The organism is Halomonas cibimaris, from assembly GCF_039537045.1.
Classification (GTDB): domain Bacteria; phylum Pseudomonadota; class Gammaproteobacteria; order Pseudomonadales; family Halomonadaceae; genus Vreelandella; species Vreelandella cibimaris.
Window position 1 is genome coordinate 1 of the sequence record NZ_BAAAZT010000071.1, and the last position, 24,989, is coordinate 24,989.

Annotated in this window: 22 protein-coding genes, 5 tRNA genes and 1 pseudogene; 16 read left to right on the top strand and 12 right to left on the bottom strand. The window is 61.8% G+C overall.

Going from position 1 to position 24,989, the window contains the following annotated elements:
- Window positions 1–136: 136 nt before the first annotated feature.
- The 5 genes from ABD654_RS08120 to lldD all read right to left on the bottom strand — a co-directional run bounded on the left by ABD654_RS08120 (window position 137) and on the right by lldD (window position 4,250).
- A complete protein-coding gene (locus ABD654_RS08120; protein WP_344704085.1) occupies window positions 137–652 on the bottom strand; it encodes a DUF192 domain-containing protein in 516 nt (171 codons plus the stop codon).
- Window positions 649–1,167 carry an ureidoglycolate lyase gene (locus ABD654_RS08125; protein WP_344704087.1) on the bottom strand — a complete coding sequence of 173 codons (519 nt, stop codon included), beginning with the start codon at window positions 1,165–1,167 and terminating at the stop codon, window positions 649–651. The genes ABD654_RS08120 and ABD654_RS08125 overlap by 4 nt, the downstream gene beginning before the upstream one ends.
- A 22-nt stretch (window positions 1,168–1,189) precedes the next feature.
- The gene (locus ABD654_RS08130) at window positions 1,190–2,020 is read right to left on the bottom strand and encodes a bifunctional allantoicase/(S)-ureidoglycine aminohydrolase (protein ID WP_344704089.1); all 831 of its coding nucleotides are present in this window, start codon (window positions 2,018–2,020) and stop codon (window positions 1,190–1,192) included.
- A 31-nt stretch (window positions 2,021–2,051) separates the two neighbouring features.
- The gene (puuE, locus tag ABD654_RS08135) at window positions 2,052–2,981 is read right to left on the bottom strand and encodes an allantoinase PuuE (RefSeq protein ID WP_344704091.1); all 930 of its coding nucleotides are present in this window, start codon (window positions 2,979–2,981) and stop codon (window positions 2,052–2,054) included.
- 120 nt (window positions 2,982–3,101) lie between these two features.
- A complete protein-coding gene (gene lldD / locus ABD654_RS08140; RefSeq protein ID WP_344704093.1) occupies window positions 3,102–4,250 on the bottom strand; it encodes an FMN-dependent L-lactate dehydrogenase LldD in 1,149 nt (382 codons plus the stop codon).
- Between the two features lie 424 nt (window positions 4,251–4,674).
- Between lldD and ABD654_RS08145 the strand changes: the two are divergent.
- The 5 genes and pseudogenes from ABD654_RS08145 (at window position 4,675) to ABD654_RS08165 (ending at window position 10,839) form a co-directional block, all read left to right on the top strand.
- A pseudogene (locus ABD654_RS08145) lies at window positions 4,675–6,380 on the top strand (L-lactate permease).
- A 27-nt stretch (window positions 6,381–6,407) separates the two neighbouring features.
- Window positions 6,408–7,907 (top strand): glycolate oxidase subunit GlcD, encoded by a 1,500-nt coding sequence (gene glcD / locus ABD654_RS08150; protein ID WP_344704095.1) that lies wholly within the window; start codon window positions 6,408–6,410, stop codon window positions 7,905–7,907.
- A 17-nt stretch (window positions 7,908–7,924) separates the two neighbouring features.
- Window positions 7,925–9,025: a glycolate oxidase subunit GlcE gene (glcE, locus tag ABD654_RS08155; protein ID WP_344704097.1), complete on the top strand. Its 1,101-nt coding sequence runs from the start codon at window positions 7,925–7,927 to the stop codon at window positions 9,023–9,025.
- Between the two features lie 14 nt (window positions 9,026–9,039).
- Complete coding sequence (gene glcF, locus ABD654_RS08160; RefSeq protein WP_344704099.1) at window positions 9,040–10,272, top strand: glycolate oxidase subunit GlcF; 1,233 nt, start codon at window positions 9,040–9,042, stop codon at window positions 10,270–10,272.
- A gap of 156 nt (window positions 10,273–10,428) precedes the next feature.
- The gene (locus ABD654_RS08165; protein WP_344704101.1) at window positions 10,429–10,839 is read left to right on the top strand and encodes a heme-binding protein; all 411 of its coding nucleotides are present in this window, start codon (window positions 10,429–10,431) and stop codon (window positions 10,837–10,839) included.
- A 272-nt stretch (window positions 10,840–11,111) separates the two neighbouring features.
- On the opposite strand, the gene ABD654_RS08170 is transcribed toward ABD654_RS08165, so the two are convergent.
- The 6 genes from ABD654_RS08170 to ABD654_RS08195 form a co-directional block, all read right to left on the bottom strand.
- Window positions 11,112–11,188 (bottom strand) — tRNA-Asp (locus ABD654_RS08170).
- 100 nt (window positions 11,189–11,288) lie between these two features.
- Window positions 11,289–11,364, bottom strand: a tRNA-Val gene (locus ABD654_RS08175).
- A gap of 27 nt (window positions 11,365–11,391) precedes the next feature.
- Window positions 11,392–11,468: transfer RNA gene (locus ABD654_RS08180), tRNA-Asp, on the bottom strand.
- A 38-nt stretch (window positions 11,469–11,506) separates the two neighbouring features.
- Window positions 11,507–11,583 (bottom strand) — tRNA-Asp (locus ABD654_RS08185).
- 88 nt (window positions 11,584–11,671) lie between these two features.
- Window positions 11,672–11,747: transfer RNA gene (locus tag ABD654_RS08190), tRNA-Val, on the bottom strand.
- A gap of 135 nt (window positions 11,748–11,882) precedes the next feature.
- Window positions 11,883–12,587, bottom strand: a complete 705-nt coding sequence (locus ABD654_RS08195) for an alpha/beta fold hydrolase (protein WP_425552746.1) — start codon at window positions 12,585–12,587, stop codon at window positions 11,883–11,885.
- 198 nt (window positions 12,588–12,785) lie between these two features.
- On the opposite strand from ABD654_RS08195, the gene ccoN reads away from it, so the two are divergent.
- The 11 genes from ccoN (at window position 12,786) to fnr (ending at window position 23,866) form a co-directional block, all read left to right on the top strand.
- Window positions 12,786–14,213 (top strand): cytochrome-c oxidase, cbb3-type subunit I, encoded by a 1,428-nt coding sequence (ccoN, locus tag ABD654_RS08200; RefSeq protein WP_344704103.1) that lies wholly within the window; start codon window positions 12,786–12,788, stop codon window positions 14,211–14,213.
- An 18-nt stretch (window positions 14,214–14,231) separates the two neighbouring features.
- On the top strand, window positions 14,232–14,840 hold the full coding sequence (gene ccoO / locus ABD654_RS08205; RefSeq protein ID WP_344704105.1) for a cytochrome-c oxidase, cbb3-type subunit II: 609 nt from the start codon (window positions 14,232–14,234) through the stop codon (window positions 14,838–14,840).
- A 3-nt stretch (window positions 14,841–14,843) separates the two neighbouring features.
- Complete coding sequence (locus ABD654_RS08210; RefSeq protein WP_344704107.1) at window positions 14,844–15,065, top strand: cbb3-type cytochrome oxidase subunit 3; 222 nt, start codon at window positions 14,844–14,846, stop codon at window positions 15,063–15,065.
- Window positions 15,062–15,991 carry a cytochrome-c oxidase, cbb3-type subunit III gene (ccoP, locus tag ABD654_RS08215; RefSeq protein WP_344704109.1) on the top strand — a complete coding sequence of 310 codons (930 nt, stop codon included), beginning with the start codon at window positions 15,062–15,064 and terminating at the stop codon, window positions 15,989–15,991. The genes ABD654_RS08210 and ccoP overlap by 4 nt, the downstream gene beginning before the upstream one ends.
- 159 nt (window positions 15,992–16,150) lie before the next feature.
- Window positions 16,151–17,587 (top strand): cytochrome c oxidase accessory protein CcoG, encoded by a 1,437-nt coding sequence (ccoG, locus tag ABD654_RS08220; protein ID WP_344704111.1) that lies wholly within the window; start codon window positions 16,151–16,153, stop codon window positions 17,585–17,587.
- A 5-nt stretch (window positions 17,588–17,592) separates the two neighbouring features.
- Window positions 17,593–18,156, top strand: a complete 564-nt coding sequence (locus tag ABD654_RS08225; RefSeq protein ID WP_344704113.1) for a FixH family protein — start codon at window positions 17,593–17,595, stop codon at window positions 18,154–18,156.
- A complete protein-coding gene (locus tag ABD654_RS08230) occupies window positions 18,156–20,624 on the top strand; it encodes a heavy metal translocating P-type ATPase (RefSeq protein WP_344704115.1) in 2,469 nt (822 codons plus the stop codon). Before ABD654_RS08225 ends, ABD654_RS08230 begins: the two co-directional genes overlap by 1 nt.
- Window positions 20,621–20,857 (top strand): cbb3-type cytochrome oxidase assembly protein CcoS, encoded by a 237-nt coding sequence (gene ccoS / locus ABD654_RS08235; RefSeq protein WP_344704117.1) that lies wholly within the window; start codon window positions 20,621–20,623, stop codon window positions 20,855–20,857. Before ABD654_RS08230 ends, ccoS begins: the two co-directional genes overlap by 4 nt.
- Window positions 20,854–21,567: a sulfite exporter TauE/SafE family protein gene (locus ABD654_RS08240; RefSeq protein ID WP_344704119.1), complete on the top strand. Its 714-nt coding sequence runs from the start codon at window positions 20,854–20,856 to the stop codon at window positions 21,565–21,567. The genes ccoS and ABD654_RS08240 overlap by 4 nt, the downstream gene beginning before the upstream one ends.
- Window positions 21,568–21,652: 85 nt before the next feature.
- Window positions 21,653–23,032 carry an oxygen-independent coproporphyrinogen III oxidase gene (hemN, locus tag ABD654_RS08245; protein WP_344704121.1) on the top strand — a complete coding sequence of 460 codons (1,380 nt, stop codon included), beginning with the start codon at window positions 21,653–21,655 and terminating at the stop codon, window positions 23,030–23,032.
- 81 nt (window positions 23,033–23,113) lie between these two features.
- Complete coding sequence (fnr, locus tag ABD654_RS08250) at window positions 23,114–23,866, top strand: fumarate/nitrate reduction transcriptional regulator Fnr (protein WP_344704123.1); 753 nt, start codon at window positions 23,114–23,116, stop codon at window positions 23,864–23,866.
- Window positions 23,867–24,038: 172 nt separating this feature from the next.
- Here fnr and ttcA read toward each other — a convergent pair whose 3' ends face one another.
- On the bottom strand, window positions 24,039–24,941 hold the full coding sequence (ttcA, locus tag ABD654_RS08255; protein ID WP_344704125.1) for a tRNA 2-thiocytidine(32) synthetase TtcA: 903 nt from the start codon (window positions 24,939–24,941) through the stop codon (window positions 24,039–24,041).
- Window positions 24,942–24,989: the final 48 nt, after the last annotated feature.

Consider the following 24,989-nt stretch of genomic DNA (forward strand, 5'->3'; position numbering starts at 1 on the left):
GGCCTGGCGGCGCACACGGCGCTGGAGCAACTGTTTGCCGGTGAGGTGCCTGCCTTCATGCGAGAGGACGAGCTGGATCAGGCGGCATGAGCTAAATAGTTACAAGTGCTGTAGCAATGCGCGGCCAGCGCCGAGCTTATCCCGCCCGGCACTGCCCGGAAAGCGCCGCTGCCGAAACGCAGTCGCCTATTGTCATACCGTGGCGAGCAAAATAGCCGGCGTTCACCTCAAGCGCTGCCTGATACGGCGCGCCCGGCGCATACACCGGACACTGTGGCGCATTCGCCGAGGCACAGGGCGGCATGGTCTGCAGGCTGACAATGCGCCCGTCGCCGTCGATAAAGGCAATATCCAGCGCAATCAAAGTGCGATACATCCAAAAGCCGCTGCTCCCCGGCTGAGTTTGCCCGTACACAAACAGCATGCCGTGCCCCTCGCCAAGCTGCCGGCGGCCCATCAGCCCCCGCTCGCGTCGAGCCGGCGTGTCCGCGATCTCAACTTCCAGCCGCTGCGGTCCGTTTTTCGTATGAATCACCGCCGTATGGCGATCCGTTACTGCCGGCGTTTCGGCCCGCAGCCAAGAAGACGGCAGAAAAAAGGCGGCGGGCAGCGCAAGCGAGGCGCCCAGCAAGCGCCGGCGGGTGAGCGTCATGGCTGTTTCTCCCGGGGTTTTCCGTCGTCTTTGTGCGTAATGCGCAGATCCAACGGATACTCATCGCAGTTGTTGCCGTCGCCGCCACGGTCTACCACCAGAAATTCGCCCTCACGCTCCAGCACGGATTGAATCGCGTGCCAGACGCCGGCGCGGTAGTTCACGCCCTGACGGCCGTCGGTGACGAACGCGCGCACCTCGGCCGGATCAACGGTCTCGCCGGCCGGAGCGACCACCACGATAAAGCGCTCTTCGTGCAGCGGCATGAACGCCTGGCTGCCCTGGGGGTGGCGCTCGAGGAACGTAAGCTCCAGCGGCGTGGTGATCGGCTGGCTGACGAAGATGCTGATCAGCGGGTGGGCGTTGTCGCCCAGCGTCTCGACCTTCGCCAGATCGTGGTGGCGCTGGGTCAGCCCTGCGTTGATGGCAAACGAGTTCGAGGTGCGGGTGTCGATCACGTCACCGAACGGCGCAAAGGCTTCGGCCGTCAGCGGCTGTGCAACAAGTTCCAGCATGGTCTCTCCTTGTCGTTGCGCCTTACAGGGCATTGATCTTGAGCTTGGGGTGGCGGTTGACGTCTTTGTACAGCAGGTAGCGAAACGGCCCGGAGCCGCCGGCGTAGCAGGCCTGGGGGCAGAAGGCGCGCAGCCACATGAAATCACCGGCTTCCACTTCCACCCAGTCCTGGTTGAGATGATAAAGCGCCTTGCCTTCCAGCACGTACAGGCCGTGCTCCATGATGTGGGTTTCGTCGAACGGAATCACCCCGCCCGGTTGGAACGTCACAATGGTGACGTGCATGTCGTGACGAATATCGGTCGGGTCGACGAAGCGCGTGGTGGCCCAGCGGCCGTCGGTGTCCGGCATGGCCGTCGGCTGGATGTCGTTTTCGTTGGTCACAAACGCTTCCGGCACGTCGATACCGTCGACGAATTCGTAGGCCTTGCGAATCCAGTGGAAGCGTACCGGCGCGTCGGCTTCGTTGCGCAGCTGCCAGTCACTCCCCGGCGGAATGAAGGCATAGCCGCCCGGCGTCATGGTGTGCTTCTCGCCTTGCAGGGTCAGCGTCATTTCGCCTTCCACCACGAACAAAACCCCTTCGGCGTTGGGCTCGGGCTCGGGTTTGTCACTGCCGCCGCCGGGCTGAACTTCCATGATGTACTGGGAAAACGTCTCGGCGAAGCCGCTCAGCGGGCGCGCCAACACCCACAGACGCGTGTCGCTCCAGAACGGCAGGTGGCTGGTGACGATGTCCTGCATCACGCCCTTGGGAATCAGCGCGTAGGCTTGTTTGAAGACGGCGCGGTCAGCCGTCATCTGTGACTGCGGGGGATGGCCGCCGCGGGGGGCGTAATAGGTATGGCTCATGTCGGCTCCTGATTAACGGTTGTGGCGGCGATCAGCGCCCGGGAGCGGGGTGCTCTCTGGCCCAGTGGCGCGCGATATCCACGCGGCGTGCGACCCAGACCCGGTCGTGGGACTCGATGTAGTCCAAAAAGCGCTGCAGCGCGCGGAAACGCCCGGGGCGACCCAGCATCCGGCAGTGCATGCCCACCGAGAGCATTTTCGGCGCGTGTTCGCCTTCGGCGTAGAGAACGTCAAACGCATCGCGCAGGTAGGTAAAGAAATGCTCTGCGGTGTTGAAGCCGCCGGGGGAGGCAAAGCGCATGTCGTTGGTGTCAAGCGTGTAGGGCACAATCAGATGATCGTGCTCCCGGCCCTGGCTGTCGGCCTTGCGCGTCCAGAACGGCAGGTCATCGCCGTAGTAGTCGCTGTCGTACAAAAAGCTGCCCTCATCCAGCACAAGGCGGCGCGTGTTGGGGCTATCGCGGCCGGTATACCACCCCTCGGGCTTCTCGCCGTAAAGCCGCTGGAAGATTTCCATGGCTTTTTTCATGTGCTCGCGCTCGACGCTTTCCGGCACTTGCTGGTAATGAATCCAGCGATAGCCGTGGCATGCCACCTCGTGGCCCAGATCCTTGAACGCCCGGGCCACTTCGGGGTGGCGCTCCAGCGCCATGGCCACGCCGAATACGGTCAGCGGCAGGTCGCGCTTCTTGAACTCGTTGAGAATGCGCCAAACGCCTGCGCGCGAACCGTATTCGTAGATGGACTCCATGCTCAGGTGGCGATCGGGAAACGACGGCGCGCCGATCATTTCGGAGAGAAACTGCTCGGAGCCTTCATCGCCGTGGAGCACGCTGTTTTCCGCGCCCTCTTCGTAGTTGAGCACAAACTGCACGGCAATCTTGGCGTTGCCCGGCCAGTTGGCCTGGGGCGGATTGTTGCCGTAGCCGATCAGGTCACGCGGATAGTCACGTTGGGACATAACACACTCGCTTTCAGGTAGGACGTGGAGCGCGCGGCCGAGCGGCCGCACGCCAGAAGATGGCATCTGCTGCCAGCGCCATGGTCTTCGGCGGCGATATGCCGGTCGCCGCCTTGCTTATCAACCCAGCGTAGAGGCGCCGACCAGCAGATCCGTATCAATCTGGCTGACCGAGCTTGCCCCCGTCAGCACCATGGCGACCCGCATCTCCTTTTCGATGAGGTCGAGCAGATTGTATACGCCGGCCTCACCGCCGGACGCAAGCGCATAGATATAAGAGCGCCCCAGCATGACGCAGTCGGCGCCGAGCGCAAGCATACGCACCACGTCAAGGCCTGAACGCACGCCGGAGTCGGCAATCACTTTAATTTCCCCCTGCACCGCCTCGGCAATTGCCGGCAGAGCGCGCGCGGTGGAAGGCGTGCCGTCGAGCTGGCGCCCGCCATGGTTGGAAACCACAATGCCGTCCGCGCCGAAGGCGACGGCATCTCGGGCATCGGCAGGGTCGAGAATGCCCTTGATCACCATCGGGCCGTCCCAGAACTCGCGAATCCACTCAAGGTCTTTCCAGCAAATCGACGGATCAAAGTTTTTCCCCAGCCAGCCAATGTAATCCTCAAGCCCTGTCGGGTGGCCGCGATAGGCCGATATGTTGCCCAGATCATGCGGCTTTCCCTTAATCCCCACGTCCCAGGCCCAGCCAGGGTGCGCCATGGCCTGAAGCATTCGCCGCGCCGCCGCATTCGGGCCGCTCATCCCCGAGTGGGCATCGCGATAGCGGGCCCCCGGTACCGGCATATCCACCGTAAACACCAGCGTTGTCACCCCGGCCGCTTTGGCCCGCTCAAGCGCATTACGCATAAAGCCGCGATCCTTGAGCACATACAGCTGAAACCACATGGGTCGATCAATCGCCGGGGCCACTTCTTCAATCGGACAAACGGATACGGTGGAGAGTGTGAAAGGAACGCCCTTCCTTGCGGCCGCGCGGGCGGCCTGCACTTCACCTCGCCGAGCGTACATGCCGGCCAGTCCGACCGGGGACAGCGCAACCGGCATTGAGAGCGTCTCGTCAAAGAGCGGCGTCTCCAGGCTGAGCTGGGACATATCGTTGAGCACTCTCTGGCGCAGGGCCACATCGGCAATGTCTTCCACGTTGCGCCGAAGCGTATGTTCCGAGTAAGCGCCGCCGTCAAGGTAGTGAAAAAGAAAGGGTGGCAAACGGCGCTTGGCCGCTGTGCGGTAGTCATGGGAAGAAGAAATAATCATCAAAAAAGCCCCTTCGGCCTCGGTATTAATAGCGCTTTCAGCATCGTTTTTCGCCAGTCTACGCTCTCTGCTGCTGCCGGCAGAAAGCGCAAGCCGATTTTATCGAAATCGTCCCACCGCTTGAGCGATGCCTTCAGGCCGCCCAACCGGCTAGATTCATCCCCTGCCGCCGCATGGCCAAGCATCCAATGGTCTAACGGCTCGCGGCTTCAGGTATCTCAGCGGTCAATGAAACCTCTTTAAAATCAACCCGAAGTGTCCGTTCAAGCAAGTCTTTTCCCGGCCTTGCGCTATATCCCTTGGTCTAACCGGCGATGAAACGCTTGCCACTCTTCGCCTCTTTCTCTTACCTTCATGGATACGAAAAAAGACCGACATCTGCCCCCATAGCAGAATAAAATCAATATAACGGGACCTTCCTGACATGACTGACACCACGCTTGCACTTCTTGCATTTGTGCCCCTGGTGCTCGCCGGTACACTGCTGATCGGTTTTCGCCTGGCGGCCAAAGTCGCCATGCCCATCGTATTTGTGGTGACCGCTCTGATCGGGTGGCTAGAGCATGGGACATGACGCTAAGCCGCATTGCCGCCTCAACGCTGCAAGGGCTGATACTGACGATTTCCATTCTGTGGATTATTTTTGGCGCCATCTTGCTGCTGAATACGCTCAAGCATTCCGGCGGCATTACCGCTATTCGTAAAGGGTTTTCAGGCATCAGCCCTGACCGGCGCGTGCAAGCCATTATCGTGGCCTGGCTGTTTGGCTGCTTTATCGAAGGCGCTTCCGGCTTTGGTACACCGGCCGCCGTTGCAGCACCGCTGCTGGTTGCGCTGGGCTTTCCCGCGCTTGCCGCCGTTGTGGTCGGCATGATGATTCAGTCCACGCCGGTCTCCTTCGGGGCCGTGGGCACGCCTATCGTAGTGGGCGTGACGGGCGGCCTGGACCGCGAGGGCATTACCCAGCAGCTTCAGGCCGGAGATGCCACCTGGATGGAGTACTTTCGCCTGATCAGCAGCGAAGTCGCCATCATCCACGGCATCGTCGGTATCCTGATGCCGCTGATCATGGTGATCATCATGGTGCGCTTTTTCGGCGCCAACCGCTCCTGGAAAGAAGGGCTTTCGATTACGCCTTTCGCTCTTTTTGCCGGCGCAGCCTTCGTGGTGCCCTACATGATTGCCGGGGTAGTGCTGGGGCCTGAGTTCCCCTCGATGATCGGCGCCATGGTTGGCCTGGCCATTGTGGTTCCCGCGGCGCGGCGCGGCTTTTTGCTGCCCCGGGACACCTGGGATTTCCCGCCATCCGAGAGCTGGCCCGACAACTGGATTGGCAAGCTGGAGCTCAAGATGGACGACATCGCCGGCAAAGCTCCGATTTCCACCTGGATGGGCTGGGTGCCCTACGTACTGCTGGCCGTTTTTCTGGTCGCATCACGCACTATTGCGCCGCTGAAAAACGCGCTGACAGAGTTTGCCCTGGGCTGGAGTGACATTCTCGGCGAAGGCATTGGCGGCAGCATTCAGCCGCTGTACCTGCCCGGCGGCATTCTGCTGTTGGTGGTGCTGGTCACAGCACTGCTGCATCGCATGAAACTCAAAGAGCTTACCGCTGCGTTCAGCGATTCATCGCGCACCATTCTGGGCGCCGGCTTTGTGCTGATCTTTACCATCCCCATGGTGCGTATTTTGATCAACTCCGGCGTCAACGGCGCTGATCTGGTTTCCATGCCGGTTGCCATGGCCCAGTTCGTGGCAGCAAGCGTAGGCGACGTTTACCCGTTCTTTGCCCCTGCCGTCGGTGCGCTGGGCGCCTTTATTGCCGGCTCCAACACCGTATCCAACCTGATGCTTTCCGACTTCCAGTTCAACGTGGCAAGCCAGCTGGGTGTCTCCACCGCATTCATGGTGGCGCTGCAGGCCGTTGGTGCGGCGGCAGGCAACATGATTGCCATCCACAACGTCGTCGCGGCATCCGCCACCGTAGGCCTTTTAGGCCGCGAAGGCACAACGATCCGCAAAACCCTGCTGCCCACGCTTTACTACATTATCGCCGCCGGCATACTGGGTATGGCAGGACTTTATCTTCTGGGTCTGGCCGATCCGCTCAGCACGGTTTTGGCCGGCTAGGTCCATCGCTTATTGGCAGGAGGCGCCATGAGTATTCTGTACGACGAGGCCATCGACGGGCCGCTGGCAACGTTTGCCAAAGCCGATGTGCTAGGCGATCTGCAGCAGCACATCCCCACGCTTACGCTGCTGCACCGCGAAGAAGACCTGCGGCCGTTCGAGTGCGACGGCCTGGCAGCCTATCGGGTAACCCCCATGCTGGTGGCAATGCCCGCAACGCTGGATGAGGTGCAGGCCCTGCTCAAACGCTGCCACGCCCTTGGCGTACCGGTGGTCACGCGCGGTGCCGGCACCGGGCTTTCCGGCGGCGCGCTCCCCCTTGAGCGGGGTATCCTGCTGGTGATGTCGCGCTTTCAGCATATCCTCAGCATTGACCCCGACGCGCGTACGGCCCGGCTGCAGCCGGGGGTGCGCAACCTGGCCATTTCCGAGGCGGCGGCACCGTACGGGCTTTATTACGCCCCGGACCCGTCCTCCCAGATTGCCTGCTCCATCGGCGGTAACGTCGCTGAAAACGCCGGCGGGGTGCACTGCTTGAAGTATGGCCTGACGGTCAACAACGTCATGCGCGTCGATATCCTGACCGTTGAAGGCGAACCCATGACGCTGGGCGCGGAGGCGCTGGACGCGCCGGGCTTTGATCTGCTCGCACTGCTCAACGGCTCGGAAGGCATGCTCGGCGTGATCACCGAAATCACCGTTAAGCTCTTGCCCAAGCCGGAAGTGGCTAAAGTGCTGATGGCAAGCTTTGACGACGTTGAAAAAGCCGGCCAGGCCGTTGGCAACATCATCGCCGCCGGCATCATCCCCGGCGGGCTTGAAATGATGGACAAGCTTGCCATCCAGGCCGCCGAGGACTTCGTTCAGGCCGGCTACCCGCTGGATGCCGAAGCGATTTTGCTGTGCGAGCTGGATGGCGTGCAGGCCGACGTGGATGACGACTGCGATACCGTACGCAACGTGCTGGAAAAAGCCGGCGCCACGGATATTCGCCAGGCCCGCGACGATGCCGAACGCGCCGTTTTCTGGTCCGGACGTAAAAACGCCTTTCCCGCCGTGGGCCGGCTTTCGCCGGACTATTACTGCATGGACGGCACCATCCCCCGCCGCGAGCTGCCCGCAGTGCTCAACGACATCGCAGCGCTCTCCCGGGAAAGCGGTTTGCGTATCGCCAACGTGTTTCATGCCGGTGACGGCAATATGCACCCTCTGATCCTGTTTGATGCCAACCGCGAAGGCGAGCTGGCGCTGGCCGAAGAAGTCGGCGGCAAGATTCTTGAGCGCTGCGTGGCCGCCGGCGGTTCCATTACCGGCGAACACGGCGTTGGGCGTGAAAAGATCAACCAGATGTGCAGCCAGTTCGGCGGCGATGAAATTACGCTGTTTCACGCCGTCAAGGCGGCCTTTGATCCCCAGGGACTGCTCAATCCGGGCAAGAATATTCCCACGCTTGCCCGGTGCGCCGAGTTTGGCGCCATGCACGTCCACAACAACGAGCTTGCCCATCCGGACATTCCCCGCTTCTGACCGCTGCAGGACCGACAATGACAGAAAGCCAGATTCAACCGCCCGACCACGACATCGCCTCGCAGCTGTGCGAGCAGGTCAAACAGGCCTACCAGCAGCAAGCCCCCTTGCGTATCGTCGGCGGCGATACCCGTGCTTTTTACGGCCGCCCGGTAGAGGCCGCACCGCTACACGTTGCCGAGCATCGCGGCATCGTGCACTACGATCCGGTCGAATTGATCGTCACCGCACGTGCCGGCACACCGCTCGATGAGCTTGAAGCCGTACTTGATGACAGCGGCCAGATGCTCGGCTTTGAGCCGCCGCGCTTCAGCCCGCAAAGCACGCTCGGTGGCGCCGTAGCGACCGGCATGTCCGGACCGCGTCGCCCCTGGGCCGGCGCCACACGCGACTTTGTTCTGGGCACGCGCGTCATCACCCAGCACGGCGAGCTGCTGCGTTTTGGCGGTGAGGTAATGAAAAACGTCGCCGGCTACGACATGTCGCGGCTGATGACCGGTGCCCAGGGCACCCTTGGCGTTATTGCCGATATATCGCTTAAAGTGCTGCCGCAGCCTCCGGCACGCGCAAGCCTGCGCGTGGCGCTAACGCTCGATGAAGCACTGGCGCGCCTGGCTGAGCTGGGGCGCCGACCGCTGCCCATTACTGCGGCAGTCTGGCACGACGGCGCGCTGTACCTGCGCCTGGAAGGCGGGCACAGCTCTGTGGAGGCCACCCGTCAAGAACTTGGCGGCGAGCCGCTGGAGGCCGGCTTCTGGGAAGCGCTACGCGACCTGCGCCATCCTTTCTTCCAATGCTCTTCCGGCCAGGCGCTGTGGCGGCTTTCGCTTCCGCCCAACACGCCGCCGTTGACGCTTGGCGACACGCAGGACTCGATACTCTATGACTGGGCCGGCTGTCAGCGATTCATCAAAACAACGCTTGACGGCGACACCCTGCGACGTGCCTGCCAGGCCGCCGGCGGCCACGCCACCTGCTATACGCCCGCCGCCGCAGGGGGCGCTCAGGAGCCTTTTACTCCCTTGAATCCGGTAGTGGAAAAATACCACCGCCGGCTGAAAGAACAGCTGGATGCTCGAGGCATTTTCAACCCTGGTCGTCTTTATGCCGCCTTTTAATCCGGAGTGCCGCGATGCAAACGCACTTTAGCGACGCCGATCGCCAGAAACCCCACATTCAACAAGCCGATGAAGTGCTGCGCGCCTGCGTGCACTGCGGGTTTTGCAATGCCACCTGCCCCACGTATTTGCTGCTTGGCGACGAACGCGACGGGCCCCGTGGGCGTATCTATCTGATGAAAGAGCTGCTGGAAAGCGCCGATGACGACACGCAAGCAGCCGAAAAGGCGCAGACGCACCTTGACCGCTGCCTCACCTGTCTTAACTGCGAGACAACGTGCCCGTCCGGCGTGGAGTACGGCAAGCTGCTCAACATTGGCCGCGCCGAAGTTCAACGCCGCGCCCCGCGTTCGGTAAGCAAGCGCCTAAGCGATTACGGCCTGCGCAAGATGCTGGTCAACCCGGCCCGATTCAAAGCGCTGCTGCGCCTTGGGCAGACATTTACACCGCTGGTCCCCGGCAAGCTGCGCAACAAAATGCCGGCGGCACCCGTGGACGCCGGCTCACGGCCGGCAGAGGATCGGCACGCGCGGCGCGTACTGCTGCTGGAAGGCTGCGTGCAGCCCGGTCTCTCTCCCAACACAAACGCCGCCACGGCAAGAGTGCTTGACCGGCTGGGCATTAGCGTGACGCCGGTAGCAGAAGCAGGCTGCTGCGGCGCCATCGACTTTCACCTCAGCGCTCAGGAGCAAGCCCGGGAGCGCATGCGCGCCAATATCGATGCCTGGTGGCCCTACGTGGAGCAAGGCGCAGAAGCCATTGTGCAAACTGCCAGCGGATGCGGCGCCTTCGTCAAGGAATACGGCGAAATGCTCAAGGATGACCCGGATTACGCTACCCGGGCAAAAACCATCAGCAGCATGGCCCGGGATATCGTGGAAGTGCTGCGTAAGGCGCCGCTTGACAAGCTGGATGTTCGCTCGGACCAGCGCCTGGCCTTTCAGTGCCCTTGCACTCTTCAGCATGCCCAGCAGCTTGGCGGCGCGGTGGAAGACGTTTTACAAAAGCTGGGATTCGCGCTTACTCCAGTGCAAAACGGCCATCTGTGCTGCGGCTCAGCCGGCACCTACTCCATCACCCAGCCTGAACTTGCCACCCAGCTGCGCGATAACAAGCTGGACGCGCTGGAGGCCGGCCATCCCGACGTCGTCGTGACCGCCAATATCGGCTGCCAAACTCACCTGGCCGGTGCCGGTCGCACCCCTGTGCGCCACTGGATTGAAGTGGTCGACGACACCTTGGTATAAGAAGCGGTCTATCATCGACTGCAAGGCTGCACATTCCGTGCAGCCTTGCCATGTTGCCAACACGCTTTTGCGTCGGCAGTTCCCCGTGCGGTGCCCTCGCCTGCGTACTTTTACACCGCATCCATAAACACACACCCGCCATACAAGGACTTCATCATGCAAACCAAAGCCATTCTAACCCAGGCAGACGTTACACGTGTTCTGGACGCCGCTCAGCAGGAAGCTGACCGGCAAGGCTGGAACATCACCGTGGCCGTTACCGATGACGGCGGCCATCTGCTGGCACTTCGCCGGCTTGACGGCGCAGCCCCTTTCACTGCCGATACGGCCACGCATAAAGCGCGCAACGCCGCCGTCGGCCGCAAGGAAACCGAGGTGTTTGAAGACATGATCAACAAAGGGCGAACGGCCTTTGTCAGCGCCCCGCTCCAGGGGCTGCTATCCGGCGGCGTTCCGATTATCGTAAACGACCACGTAGTAGGCGCAGTGGGCGTCTCCGGCGTCAAGCCCGATCAGGACGTTGTAATCGCCAAGGCAGGCGTGCACGCCCTGGATGCTCAGGCATAAAAGACGCCTCGATCCTGTAGCCGGCTGGATAAAAGACCTCGGACATTGTTCCGGGGTCGAAAAAACATCGGCGCAGGGCCGCTTGCCGAACACAGCGGTTGGCACAGGCGACAGGCGACAGGCGACAGGCGACAACGCCTATTTCCGGCGCACCGGCACTGGCTGTCAAAGCGATACGAAAGATGATGGTGGCCGGCAAGAAGTCAGCCAGATCGCGATCTATAAAAACGCTTGCGAAGAAGCATTGCTGAGAAACTGCGGGGAAGCGCTTATGGCGGACCGGACGAGACTCGAACTCGCGACCTCCGGCGTGACAGGCCGGCATTCTAACCAACTGAACTACCGGTCCGCTAATAAGCGGTTTGAAGCGTATACGCTGTGCGCTTGCCTCTCTCGCTGTTTACAACAGGCGAACGGGAAGACGTGCGATAAAACTTCAAACTTGAACGTGGTGGGTGGTACTGGGTTCGAACCAGTGACCCCCAGCTTGTAAGGCTGGTGCTCTACCAACTGAGCTAACCACCCACGTTTAACAGGTATGTTTCCTTACCGTGGCGGACCGGACGAGACTCGAACTCGCGACCTCCGGCGTGACAGGCCGGCATTCTAACCAACTGAACTACCGGTCCACTCGGGTACGGAATGAAAAGGCAAAACGTCTGCTGCGTGGCGGACCGGACGAGACTCGAACTCGCGACCTCCGGCGTGACAGGCCGGCATTCTAACCAACTGAACTACCGGTCCACACAAACACTGCAGTGTTTTTCTTTTCTATACAGCAGGGCATGCCCCGCTGCAGCGTGTCGTATCATTCAAACGTTTGCCGTTTGAGTGGTGGGTGGTACTGGGTTCGAACCAGTGACCCCCAGCTTGTAAGGCTGGTGCTCTACCAACTGAGCTAACCACCCGTCGATCACGTGGCGCTGCATTCTACAGAGTATCGGCTGCGTGTCAACACTTATCGGCCGCTTTGACGTTTTTCGACGATGGTCCCATTTTGCCGGGCCGATCGGTTCGAAAAACTGCGCAGCGCGTGCTGTCATTTACCGGGCTCTGCCCTCAGCGCGGACGAAGCATGCCGCACATCTTGCTGCTTCGTCAATCAAATTCTGCTGGCTCAGCCCTGTTACCTGGCGCGGCACGAAGTCGTGATCGGCCTGGCGAAGCCATTTAAGCGTCACATTGGCCGGCAGGGAATACGTCATGACTTCTGCATAGGTGCCGAAGGGGTCGCGTTCTCCCTGCAGTATCAGCGCCGGGCAATCCACGCTGGGCCAATGCGCCAGACGCTGTTTTTCCGGGCTACGCGGCGGATGAAACGGATAGCCGGCGATAACCAGACCGTCAACCGCACGCTGAGCGGCTAACAGGCTGGCTATACGACCGCCCATGGACTTGCCGCCCAGCCAGACTGGCCCTTTCACCTGGGATACGATAAGTTCATACCAGCGAGCAAACGCAGCAACCAGGGTGGCTGCCGGAGGCGGCGGGCGGCGCCTGCCGGTTTCGCTGATGCGCTGCATGTAGGCAAACTCAAAGGTCAGCACCTGTATGTCATGCTCTGCCAGCGCTGCGACAAACTGACGCATAAAGGGCGAGCCGGTGCCGGCCCCTGCACCGTGAGCAAACAGTAAGCGACCGCCACGCGGCCTGCCGCAGGCACGCAAAAAGCCGTGATTTGCCACTAAAAAATCCGTATCACCGCACTGCTGCAGCGCATCTGCAAGCCGATTTTCAGCGACTTTCACCGGCGCTGCTGGTGCACGGCGCAACGTAGCGTCGTTCATCAATATAGTCCTTGCATACGTTCGTCAGGTTCAGCTTCCGCGCAGGCTGCGCTAGAATCCACCGTGAATATTGACCTGCATCATCAAGCGGGTGGCCGCACTCGTACAAAGTATACTCTGTACGAGGTACCCCCTAACCGCGTTCGATGGGAACATAAAATGAACACAGCACTGGAACATCCGACCTACAATTACAAGGTAGTTCGGCAGTTCGCGATCATGACCGTTGTGTGGGGCATTATCGGCATGACGCTTGGCGTCATCATTGCCTCCCAGCTGGTCTGGCCGCAACTCAACCTCGGCCTGCCCTGGACAAGCTTCGGGCGCCTGCGTCCGCTGCACACCAACGCCGTTATCTTCGCCTTTGGCGGCTCGGCGCTTATCGGCACGTCCTACTATGTCGTTCAGCGTACCTGTCAGGCGCGGCTTTTCTCCGACAAGCTCGCCGCCTTTACGTTCTGGGGCTGGCAGGCGGTAATCGTCGCCGCCATTGTCTCTCTGCCGATGGGCTATACCACTACCAAGGAGTACGCCGAGCTCGAATGGCCGATCAACATCCTGATCGCCGTGGTGTGGATTTCCTACGCTGCGGTCTTTTTGATGACCATCAAGCGGCGGACGACCTCGCATATTTACGTGGCGAACTGGTTTTATGCCGCGTTCATTCTGACCATCGCCGTGCTGCATATCGTCAACAACGCCGCGCTGCCGGTCACGCCGATGTATTCTACCTCCATCTACGCCGGGGCCGTTGATGCCATGGTGCAATGGTGGTACGGGCATAACGCCGTGGGCTTCTTTTTGACCGCCGGCTTTCTCGGCATGATGTACTACTTCGTGCCCAAGCAGGCCGAGCGCCCGGTCTATTCCTATCGCCTGTCCATCGTCCACTTCTGGGCGCTGATCATGGTGTATATGTGGGCCGGCCCGCACCACCTGCACTACACAGCACTGCCCAACTGGACGCAGTCGCTTGGCATGGTGCTGTCGATCATTCTGCTCGCACCGTCCTGGGGCGGCATGATCAACGGCATGATGACGCTCTCCGGAGCCTGGCATAAGCTGCGCACCGATCCGGTTCTGCGCTTTCTGGTGGTAGCCCTGTCGTTTTATGGCATGTCGACTTTCGAAGGGCCGATGATGGCAGTGAAGACGGTCAACGCGCTGTCGCACTACACCGACTGGACCATCGGGCACGTACACGCCGGGGCGCTTGGCTGGGTGGCCATGATCACCATCGGTTCGATGTATCACCTGATTCCGCGCCTGTTCGGCCGCGTTGAGATGCACTCCATCAACCTGATCGCCGTGCACTTCTGGCTGGCCACCATCGGCACCGTGCTGTACATCGCCTCCATGTGGGTCAACGGCATCATGCAGGGCCTGATGTGGCGCGCGATCAATCCTGACGGCACGCTGATGTACACCTTTGTCGAAGCCGTTGAAGCCAGCGCACCGGGCTACTTCGTCCGCCTTATCGGCGGCCTGTTCTGGGTCACCGGCATGCTGATCATGGCCTACAACGTCTACATGACGGTCAAGCGCCGCGAATCTGTCAGCGAGCAGCCGGCACCGCAAGCCGCCTAACCGGGAAAGTGAAGACCGATGAAACACGAGATTGTTGAAAAAAACGTAGGCCTGCTTGCCGTATTGATCCTGGTTGTGATCAGTTTCGGCGGCCTGGCCGAGGTGGTACCGCTTTTTTTCCAAAAGCAGGTCAACGAGCCGGTCGAGGGGCTTGAGCCCCTCTCCGCGCTGGAGCTGGAAGGCCGCGACATCTACCGCCGTGAAGGCTGTGTGGGCTGTCACTCGCAGATGATTCGCCCGTTCCGCGCCGAAACCGAGCGCTACGGCCACTACAGCGTCGCCGGCGAGCAGGTCTACGAATACAACTTCCTGTGGGGCTCCAAGCGAACCGGCCCGGATCTGGCTCGCGTCGGCGGTCGCTACAGCGACGACTGGCACCGCGCCCACCTGTACAACCCGCGCGATGTGGTGCCGGAGTCCATCATGCCGGCTTACCCCTGGCTTTTCGAAAACACCCTGGACGGCGAGGACATCTCCGCCAAGATGCGCACGCTGAAAACGCTGGGTGTTCCGTATACTGACGAGCAGATTGCAAACGCCACGGCTGAAGTGGAGGGCACCCAGGAAATCACCGCGCTGATTGCCTACCTCCAGCAGCTGGGCACCGTGCTGAAAGGTACTCGATAAGTTATGGATTCGGGAGATTTTCAAGGCGTCGTCACGCTAGTCCTGCTCATTGCTTTCGTAGGTATTATCGGCTGGGCCTACTCCAAACGCCGCAAGCCGGACTTCGACGAAGCGGCCAACCTGCCCTTCGCCGACGACGATGACGAGCCACCCGCCCGCGACAAGCCTGCCGCGTCAGAAGACGCCGCACAGTCCCGCCAAGACAAGGGAGACAAAAATACATGAGCTATCTATGGGGTGACTCCCTCTCCGGCTTCTGGAGTGCCTGGATCATTATCATTTCGCTGGGCACCATCGGGCTCAGCGCCTGGCTTTTGTTTGCCAATCGCCGCACCGACAAAACGCCCGACGCTGATGGCAACGTGGAAACCACCGGCCACGCCGCGGACGGTATCGAGGAGTACGACAACGCGCTGCCCAAGTGGTGGTTTCAGCTGTTCGTTGGCACCGTCATCTTTTCACTGGGCTATCTGGTGCTGTATCCGGGGCTTGGCAACTTTGCCGGGCTGCTCGGCTGGTCTCAGGAAAGCCAGTGGGAGCAGGAAGTCGCACAGGCCGAAGAGCGTTTCGCGCCGATCTTTGAGCAGTATCAGCAGGTGCCCATTCCGGAACTGGCAAAAGACCAGGAGGCCATGCAGGTTGCCGAGCGCATCTTTCTCAACAACTGTGCCGTTTGCCACGGCTCCAACGCCAAGGGCGGCTACGGCTTTCCCAACCTGACCGACGACGACTGGCTGTACGGCGGCAAGCCGGAAAACATCGTCATGACGCTCAATAACGGACGTAACGGCCTGATGCCGTCCTGGCAGCAGCTGGGTGAGGAAAACATCGAAAATCTGACCCAGTTCGTGCTTTCGCTGTCCGGCGAAGACCATGACAGCGCCCGTGCCGAAAAAGGTCAAAGCACCTTCATGTCGGTCTGTGCAGCCTGTCACGGGCCCGACGGCACCGGCAACACCGCACTGGGTGCGCCCAACCTGACCGACAATACCTGGCTGTACCAGCAGCCCGGCCAGCCGATTGCCGACTCCATTCGCCAGACGCTGCGTAACGGCCGTAACGGTCACATGCCGGCTCAGGCAGCCTACATCGGCGAGGACAAGGTGCACCTGGTGGCGGCCTACGTGTACAGTCTGCGCTACGACGACTGATCACCGCTGCCCCGGCAAGCAAGGGAAGCGAAAAAAGGGTGCGGCCGGGGGCCGCACCCTTTTTCCATGCATAATCCAGTACACTAGCGTAAATGATAGCCTGCTGTGGCAAGCTGTTACTCCCTCTTGTTTTCTGCCTTTCTGAGCTGCGATACCGCCATGGACAAGATTCCTAGCCAAGACGTCACACCGGATCCGGTAGGACATCACACGCCTGCCGAACGGCCCGCCACCCAAGAGATGTACGCCAGACGCCGCCACATTTACGTGCGCGAAATCAAAGGACTGTTTCAAAAGGTCAGGCGCAGCGCCAACTGGGCTTTGATGCTTACGTTTTTTGTGCTGCCGTGGATCAACATCGGCGGCCGTCCGGCGGTCTGGTTTGATCTGCCTGACCGCGAATTCCATATCTTCGCCGCGACGTTCTACCCGCAGGAATTCGCTTTGCTCTCGTGGCTTTTAATCATCTGCGCGTTCGGATTGTTTTTCATCACCGTGTTCGCCGGCCGCGTCTGGTGCGGCTACACCTGCCCGCAAAGCGTGTGGACGTTTCTTTTCATCTGGATCGAGCATCGCACTGAAGGGCAGCGCAATCGTCGCATGAAGCTCGACAAACAGTCGATGAATGCCGACAAGCTCAAACGCAAGGCTGCCAAGCACGCCGCCTGGCTTTTGGTATCGCTGGCGACCGGGCTGACGTTTGTGGGCTATTTCACCCCCATTCGCCAGCTCGCTCCCGATCTGGCAACGCTCAGCGCCAACGGCTGGTCGTACTTCTGGGTGGGCTTTTTTCTGGTATTTACCTACCTTAACGCCGGCTGGCTGCGTGAACAGGTGTGCATCTACATGTGCCCCTACGCCCGCTTCCAGAGCGTCATGTTTGACCGCGATACGCTGATTGTGTCCTACGATGCTGCACGAGGCGAGCCGCGCGGCAAGCGCAAGAAAAGCCTGTCTCACGAACAGGTAAAAGAAGCCGGCTACGGCGACTGCATTGACTGCGATCTGTGCGTGCAGGTGTGCCCCACAGGCATCGATATCCGCAACGGGCTGCAATATGAATGCATTACCTGTGCCGCCTGCATTGACGCCTGCGATAGCGTCATGGACAAAATGGGCTACCCTCGCGGGCTGATTCGCTACACCACGGAAAACTCGCTGGAAGGCAAGAAAACGCACATCCTGCGGCCCAGGCTGATCGGCTATTTCATCGCCCTCGCCGTGATGATCGGTGCTTTTGTCTGGGCGGTAGGCGATCGCACGCCGCTGGACTTCGACGCCGAGCGTGATCGCACCCAGCTCTATCAGATGACAAACGACGGCCAGATCAGCAACGTCTACAGCCTGACCGTACGCAACCTGGGCGGCATCGATCATACCTATCGCCTGAGCGTCTCCGGGCTGCCCGGACTGTCGCTCGACCGCCAGCGCATTGCGGTACCGGCAGGCGAATCGCGCCAGGCCGTGGTCACCATCAAGGCCGACCCCGAGGTGATTGAAAAACCCAGCCATGCCATCACCCTTACGCTCGAAGCCGAAAGCGACGGCAGCATTCAACTTGAGCGCGACACGCGCTTCATCGGCAACCTGAGGTAGTCACGATGGCCCGCGACCCCGCATCGGATACCGAGCATTCAACGCTTTACGAGCCCTGGTACAAGCAGTTCTGGCCGTGGTTTTTGATCAGCATCCTGCTGTCGTCGGTGGCGTTTGGCACCACGTATGCGATCTTTTCGATCAAATACTACGATGGCGTCATCGAAGACGACTACTACAAGCACGGTAAAGCCATCAACATGGTGCTGGCCAAGCAAAACCGTGCCCGCGAGCTGCGCCTTGCCGGCGATCTGCGTATCGATCCGCTAACCCGCGATATCGTGCTCGATCTGGAAGGCGCGCGCCGGCCTGACGAGCTTGAGCTGAAGCTTATTTTCCCAACGGAAAGCGATCACGACCAAACCTTCGTGCTGGAACACGTGCGCGAAGGCCGCTATCTCGCCCAGGGCCCGGATAACCTGCAGTACCGCTGGTACCTGCAGCTGCAGCCTGTGGCCGACGACCCCGAGTGGCGGCTGATCGGTGAAGCCCGCCTGCCCACGGAAAAGCGCATCAGGCTGCATCCCGGCGGTCGCACGAAAAAAGCCGAAAGCCCCGCGGAGAGCTAATGGCCGCATCCGCTGACTGCTATCACTGTGGCAGCCCGGTGCCGGACAGGGCACCGTGGCACATCGAGCTCGACGGCGAGAAGCACCCGCTGTGCTGCCCGGGCTGCGAGGCCGTGGCCCATGCGATTGTGGAAGGCGGGCTGGAAAGCTACTACCGTTTTCGCACCGAACTGCCCGAGCGCCCCGACGAGCAGACAACCGCCCGCGCCGATACCTGGGCGGTATTCGACGACCCCGAGCTGCAGGCAAGTTTCGTTCATGCCGAAGACGACGGCCGCGTCCACGCCACCCTGGCCGTGGAAGGCATTACCTGCGCGGCCTGCGCCTGGCTGATTGAACATCGGCTCAACGCGCTTTCCGGCGTTACCTCAAGCGCGGTCAATCTTACCCACCACCGCCTGCGCATTGCCTGGGACCCGGCGCGCATCAAGCTCTCCCGGCTGCTCGCGGAAATGGCCGCCATCGGCTACGTCGCCCAGCCCTACGAGCCGGATCAGGCGCAAAAACGCCTTCAGCGCGAAGAGCGCATGACCGTTCGCCGGCTGATCGTCGCCGCCGTGGGCATGATGCAGGTGATGATGTTTTCCATCCCCATCTATTTCGCCGGCCGCGACGGCATGTCGGCCGACTTCTACGCGCTGTTCCACTGGCTGTCCTTTGCCCTGGCCACGCCTGTGGTGCTGTTCTCCGCCCAGCCGTTTTTCCAAAACGCCTGGCGCGACGTGAAAACCCGCGCGCTGGGCATGGATGTGCCGGTGTCCATTGCCATCGGCTGCGCCTACCTTGCCAGCGCCTGGGCCGTTATCACCGGCGACGGCGAGGTATACTTTGACTCCGTTGCGATGTTTACCTTCTTTCTGCTCTTCAGCCGCTACATCGAGACCCGGGCACGGCGGCGCAACGGCCAAAGCGGTAACGCCCTGAGCGGCGTGCTGCCCACCTCCGCCACGCGCCTGGAAGACGACGACAGCGAGCGCATTGTGCCCGCCAACCGTCTTGCCGAGGGCGACCGCGTGCTGATCAAACCCGGCCACGATGTTCCCGCTGACGGCGTGATCGAACAGGGCGAGTCAAGCCTGGACGAATCCATGCTTACCGGCGAATACCTGCCGGTCACCCGCTGCGTGGGGCAACGTGTGGTGGGCGGCAGCCAGAACATGGAAAATCCGCTGGTGATACGCGTTACCCGGGCCGGCGCCAATGCTCGGGTAGCGGGGATACTCGACCTGACCGATCGCGCCTTTGCCAGCCGCCCCCGGCTTGCGCAGATGGCGGCGCGCATGGCCCACGTGTTCGTTCTGCGCCTGCTGATGGTGGCCGCTGCTGTGGCGGTAGTCTGGTGGTTTATCGACCCGTCGCGCATGCTCTGGGTGATGCTCTCGGTGCTGGTGGTCACCTGCCCCTGCGCGCTGGCGTTGGCCACGCCCACCGCGCTCACCGCCGGGCATGGCCAGCTGCGCCGGCGCGGCGTGCTGGTCACCCGGGCCGATGCCCTGGAAACCCTCTCCGCCGCGCACCGGGTCATTTTCGACAAGACCGGCACGCTCACCCGGGGCGAAATGCAGCTGGTAGACACTCGCCCGCTTACCGACGACCTCACCGCTGAGCGCGCCCGGGCGCTGGCGGCCGCGCTGGAAGCCCGCTCGGAGCATCCCATTGCCCGGGCGTTTGCGCCCTTCCGCGATGCCACGCTTAGCGCCGTTGATATCCACAGCACCACCAGCCAGGGGCTCGAAGGTCGCATTGACGGCCGGCGCTGGCGGCTGGGCAAGCCGGCCTTTGCCTGTCACGACCCGGCCAGCCCCAACCACGCACGCCCGGCCGCCCCCGACGACGGCCAGTGGCTGCTGCTCACTGAAAACGCCGCACCCCGGGCCTGGTTTCGGCTACACGACGCGGTGCGGGAAGACGCCGCCGACACCGTGGCCGCGCTGAAAGCCCACGGGCTTGAGGTTGAGCTGCTTTCCGGCGACACCGCCGCGGCGGTAAGCGAACTCGCCGCGGCGCTGGGCATCGCCACATGGCACGCCGGCCAAAGCCCGGAAAACAAACTTGCGCGCCTTCAGACGCTGCAAGCAGAGGGAGAAAGCGTGGCGATGATCGGCGACGGCATCAACGATGTGCCGGTGCTTGCCGGCGCCGACGTCGCCATTGCCATGAACGGCGCCACCGACCTTGCCCGTACCCGGGCCGATGCCGTGCTGTTAAGCCCCAGGCTTTTGCGCATTGCCGAGGCGGTTGAAATAGCCCGTGCCACGCGGCGTATCATGCGCCAGAACATGGTGTGGTCGGTATGCTACAACGCCGCTGCACTGCCGCTTGCCGCCGTTGGCGTAGTGCCGCCCTGGCTTGCCGCCATCGGCATGTCGGCAAGCTCGCTGGTGGTGGTGGGCAATGCTTTGCGCCTGACGCGCTGGCAAACTCGCCCGGCGCCTTCTGTCTCTTCTCCGTCTCCGGTGGCCGCATGAAAATTCTGTATTTGCTGATTCCCATATCGCTGCTGTTTTTGAGCATCGCCGTCTGGGCGTTTTTCTGGGCAGTGAAGAACAACCAGTTCGATGACCTGGAAGGCCCGGCGTATCGCATTCTCTTTGACGAGGATGAAAACGACCTGACACCGGACGAGCGCGAACGCCGCCGGCACAACGCCGAGGCCGCACGCGAGCGGCGCCGGCAGGCAAAAGAGGACAAAACACCATGAACCCCGCCGGACTTGAGCTGCCGCCGCTGCTGGCGGCCTTCGTTTTTGGGCTGATGGGCGGTGCCCACTGCATCGGCATGTGCGGCGGCATCATGAGCGCGCTGACCTTTGCCGTTCCGCCCAGCATGCGCCACCCGGCCAGGCTGTCCGGGCTGCTTTTGAGCTACAACCTCGGACGCATCTGCAGCTATATGATTGCCGGTGCACTGGTCGCCAGCCTGGGCACGGTGTTCTCGCTTGCCCCGGCCACCCGCGTGATACTGCAAGCGTTCGCCGCTGTGATGCTGATTTTAATGGCGCTTTATATCGCCGACTGGTGGAAAGGCCTTTTGAAAGTCGAGGCCGTGGGCCGACGATTCTGGCGCCACATCGAACCGCTCGGCCGGCGGCTGATGCCGGTCGTCAAAGTACCCCAGGCGTTCGCTCTGGGCGCGGTATGGGGCTGGCTACCCTGCGGGCTGGTGTATTCCATGCTGGCCTGGAGCTTGGCGATTGCCGAACCGGGGCGCGGGGCGCTGCTAATGGGCGCTTTCGGCCTTGGCACCCTGCCCGCTCTGCTGGCCACAGGCCTTGCCGCACGCCAGCTCAGCGCGCTGATTCGCCATCCGGCCACCCGCACCGTCGCCGCGCTTAGCATCATCGGCTTTGCCCTGTGGCAGCTATGGTCGCTTTATCGCATGGCCGGCATGTCCGCAATGAACGGCGCTTAATTGATATAGCTCAACTCCTTCATCACCGGCCACGGCTAGGATAACGCTATCACCGTCGCGTTCTTTCCCACCGGAGTTGTCTGCCATGGCCAGCGCTGCCCCTTCGTCTGTCGATATTGCAGCGCTGACTGCTGCCCGCCAGGACGCCCTACACCGCCATTATGCCGCCGGCGGGTCGCACTATCACGTCTATCCCAACCCCGAGGCGTTTGACGCTACGTTCAGCGGTGACGACCTGTGCCGGGCGCTGGAGCACAGCAACGCCAGCGGCCGCGGGCTGTCTGTGTATGTGCACGTGCCTTTTTGCCGCCAAAGCTGCGGCTACTGCACCTGCCCGCGCATTATCACCCGCGATACCTCCCGGGCCGAGCCCTACCTGTCTCGGCTGGACCGCGAAATGGTGCTCACCTCACGGCACCTGGACAGCGCACGCCCGGTGGAACAGCTGTACTGGGGCGGGGGTACGCCGACCTTTCTGACCCTTGCCCAGATGAGCGATCTGCTCGACCGGCTTGATGCCCGTTTCGGGCTGTCGTCGTCGCCGGAACGCGACTACGCCATCGAAATCGACCCGCGAGAGGCCGACGTTTTTACCCTGCGCCACTTGCAAGTGCTGGGGTTTAATCGGCTAAGCCTTGAGGTGCTGGATTTCAATCCCGACGTGCAGCAGGCCATTCGCCGCCATCAGCCGCGCGTTATGACCGAAACCCTGATGGAAGAAGCCCATCGGCTGGGATTTCGCTCGCTGAACCTGGCTATCAGCTATGGCCTGCCTTCCCAGACACGGCACAGCTTCGCTGAGACCCTGACCGAGATCATCGCCCTGAACCCGGCGCGTATCTCCCTGCAGGACTACGCCTATCATCCCCGGCGCGGCCCGCGCCAGCCGCGCATTCATAACGCCGCGCTGCCCTCCTCCGCAGACCGCCTGGCCATGCTGCAGATCGCCATTGAGCGGCTTGTCCAGGCAGGCTATGTGCACATCGGCATGGATCACTTCGCCCGGCCGGACGACCGCCTGGCCGTAGCGGCCCAACAGCAGACGCTGGGGCGCAACCGGCAAGGCTACACCACGCACGGGCATTGCGATCTGCTGGGCCTTGGTATATCAGCCACGTCGCGCATCGGCCACACCTACGCGCAAAACCCCGCTCGGCTCGGCGATTACGCCAGCGCCCTTGACACCGGCCGGCTCGCCACGGTGAGCGGTTTCCATCTGGACCGCGACGACCGGCTACACCACGCCGCCATTGAACGGCTAATGTGCGATGCCCGGCTGGACCTGACAGCCCTGGGCCGGGATTTCGCGATCGACGCGCCGCGCTATTTTGCCGGGGCCCTTGCCCGGCTGAGCGAAGCGCAGCGCGACGGGCTCATCGAACGCCAGGGCAACATACTCAGCGCTACGCCCAACGGACGGCTCGTGCTTCATCGGCTGGCTCGGGCCTTCGACGCGCATCGTTAGCGGCAAAGCGCCGCCGGCGACTTGTGGCCCCCCTGCGCTTGCTCCCATAATACCCCCGTGACCTACTTCACGGAGGATTCCATGCCGGAACAACTCAGCCGTCGGCGCCCCATGCTGCACGAAACTCGCTGCCAGACCTGCAGCCTGAGTTCGCTATGCCTGCCGCTTGCCCTTGAGCTGGAGCATATGGATCAGTTCGATGCCATTATCCGGCGTCGCGCCCCGCTCAAGAAAGGCGAACCGCTGTTTCGTCAGGGCGACATCTTTACCAGCGTTTTTGCCGTTCGTTCGGGCAGTCTCAAGCAGATTGCCATCGAAGGCGGCGGCAATGACCAGCTCACCAACTTCTACCTGCCCAGCGAACTTGTAGGGCTCGACGGCATCGATGAAGAGCGCTACCCGGGCAGCGCCATCGCGCTGGAAACCACCACCGTCTGCGAGATTCCCTTCGACCGCCTGGATTTGCTCTCCGAACAGCTGCCGGAGCTGCGCGTGCAGCTGTATCGCAGCATGAGCAAGGAGCTGCGCGATGACCGCCGCATGATGCGCCTGCTGTCACGCAAGACCGCCGATCAGCGCATGGCCAGCTTTCTGGTCACCCTCTCCGATCGCTTTCGCCGCCGGGGCTACTCGCCCTACAGTTTCCGGCTGTCCATGTCCCGGGCGGACATCGGCAACTACCTAGGGCTGGCGGTGGAAACGGTTAGCCGCATTTTAAGCCGCTTTCAAACGCAGAAGCTGGTGGCCGTCTCCGGCCGCGAGGTCAATATTCTGGGGATGCCACGCCTTCTTGCCCTGGCCGAGGAAGAAGCCCAGGAAGCGGCGTCTTCGTGAGATAGCCCCGACCGCATTCGCGCAATAAATTGCGCTCCCACACCGCTACCCGAAAAGCCGGCGCGTTTTAGCTCGGCCCGGCCGCTCTCAAACAATAGGGCGCGGGTTTTGTGGGAGCGGACTTTAATCCGCGAAAAATGGCTACCCCCGACACGCCGCTTAGCGATGCGCTCTATCCCACGTTGAGCGCCTGGATGCGCCCGGCGAGCGCGTCTTCCTGCTCGGCTTCCAGATGCGCAAAGTCAAACAGCTTGCGGTCGGCAAGCTGGGAAGGCGCTACGTTGGTCACCGCCTTGAACATGCTTTCCAGCCGGCCGGGGTAGTGTTTGTCCCACTCGTCAAGCATCGCCTTGACGTTCTGGCGCTGCATGTTGGGCTGGGAGCCGCACAGGTTGCAGGGAATAATCGGGTATGCCATCTGCCGGGAATACTCGGCGATATCGGCTTCCTTGCAGTAGGCCAGCGGCCGAATGACGATATTTTTGGCGTCGTCCGAAAGCAGCTTGGGCGGCATGGCTTTCAGGCTGCCGCCGAAAAACATGTTGAGAAACAGCGTCTCCAGAATATCTTCACGGTGGTGGCCAAGCGCAATCTTGGTGGCGCCGATTTCCTCGGCAAAGCCGTACAGCGAGCCCCGGCGCAGCCGCGAGCACAGCGCGCAGGTGGTCTTGCCTTCCGGCGTTTTTTCCTTGACCACCGAATAGGTATCGCGCTCAAGAATATGATAGTCCACGCCCAGCCCGTCCAGGTAGTCAGGCAGTACGTGCTCGGGGAAGCCGGGCTGCTTCTGGTCAAGGTTGACCGCCACCAGCGAGAAGCGCACCGGCGCGCTGCGCTGCAGGCTGCGCAGCATGTCGAGCATGGTGTAGCTGTCCTTGCCGCCGGACAGGCACACCATGATCTTGTCGCCCTCCTCGATCATGCGATAGTCGATAATCGCATGGCCGGTCTGGCGGCGCAGACGCTTTTGCAGCTTGTTGAACTGGCGTTTGCGCTCCACGTCATCGGCGGACGGGGCATCGGGCGTCGGCGGCGCGACGGGTTCGTAGCGTTGCACGGGGTCGGAATGCGGCATAGGAAGTCTGTGCGATTAATGGGAAAGGAAAAGCGCGGCAACGACACC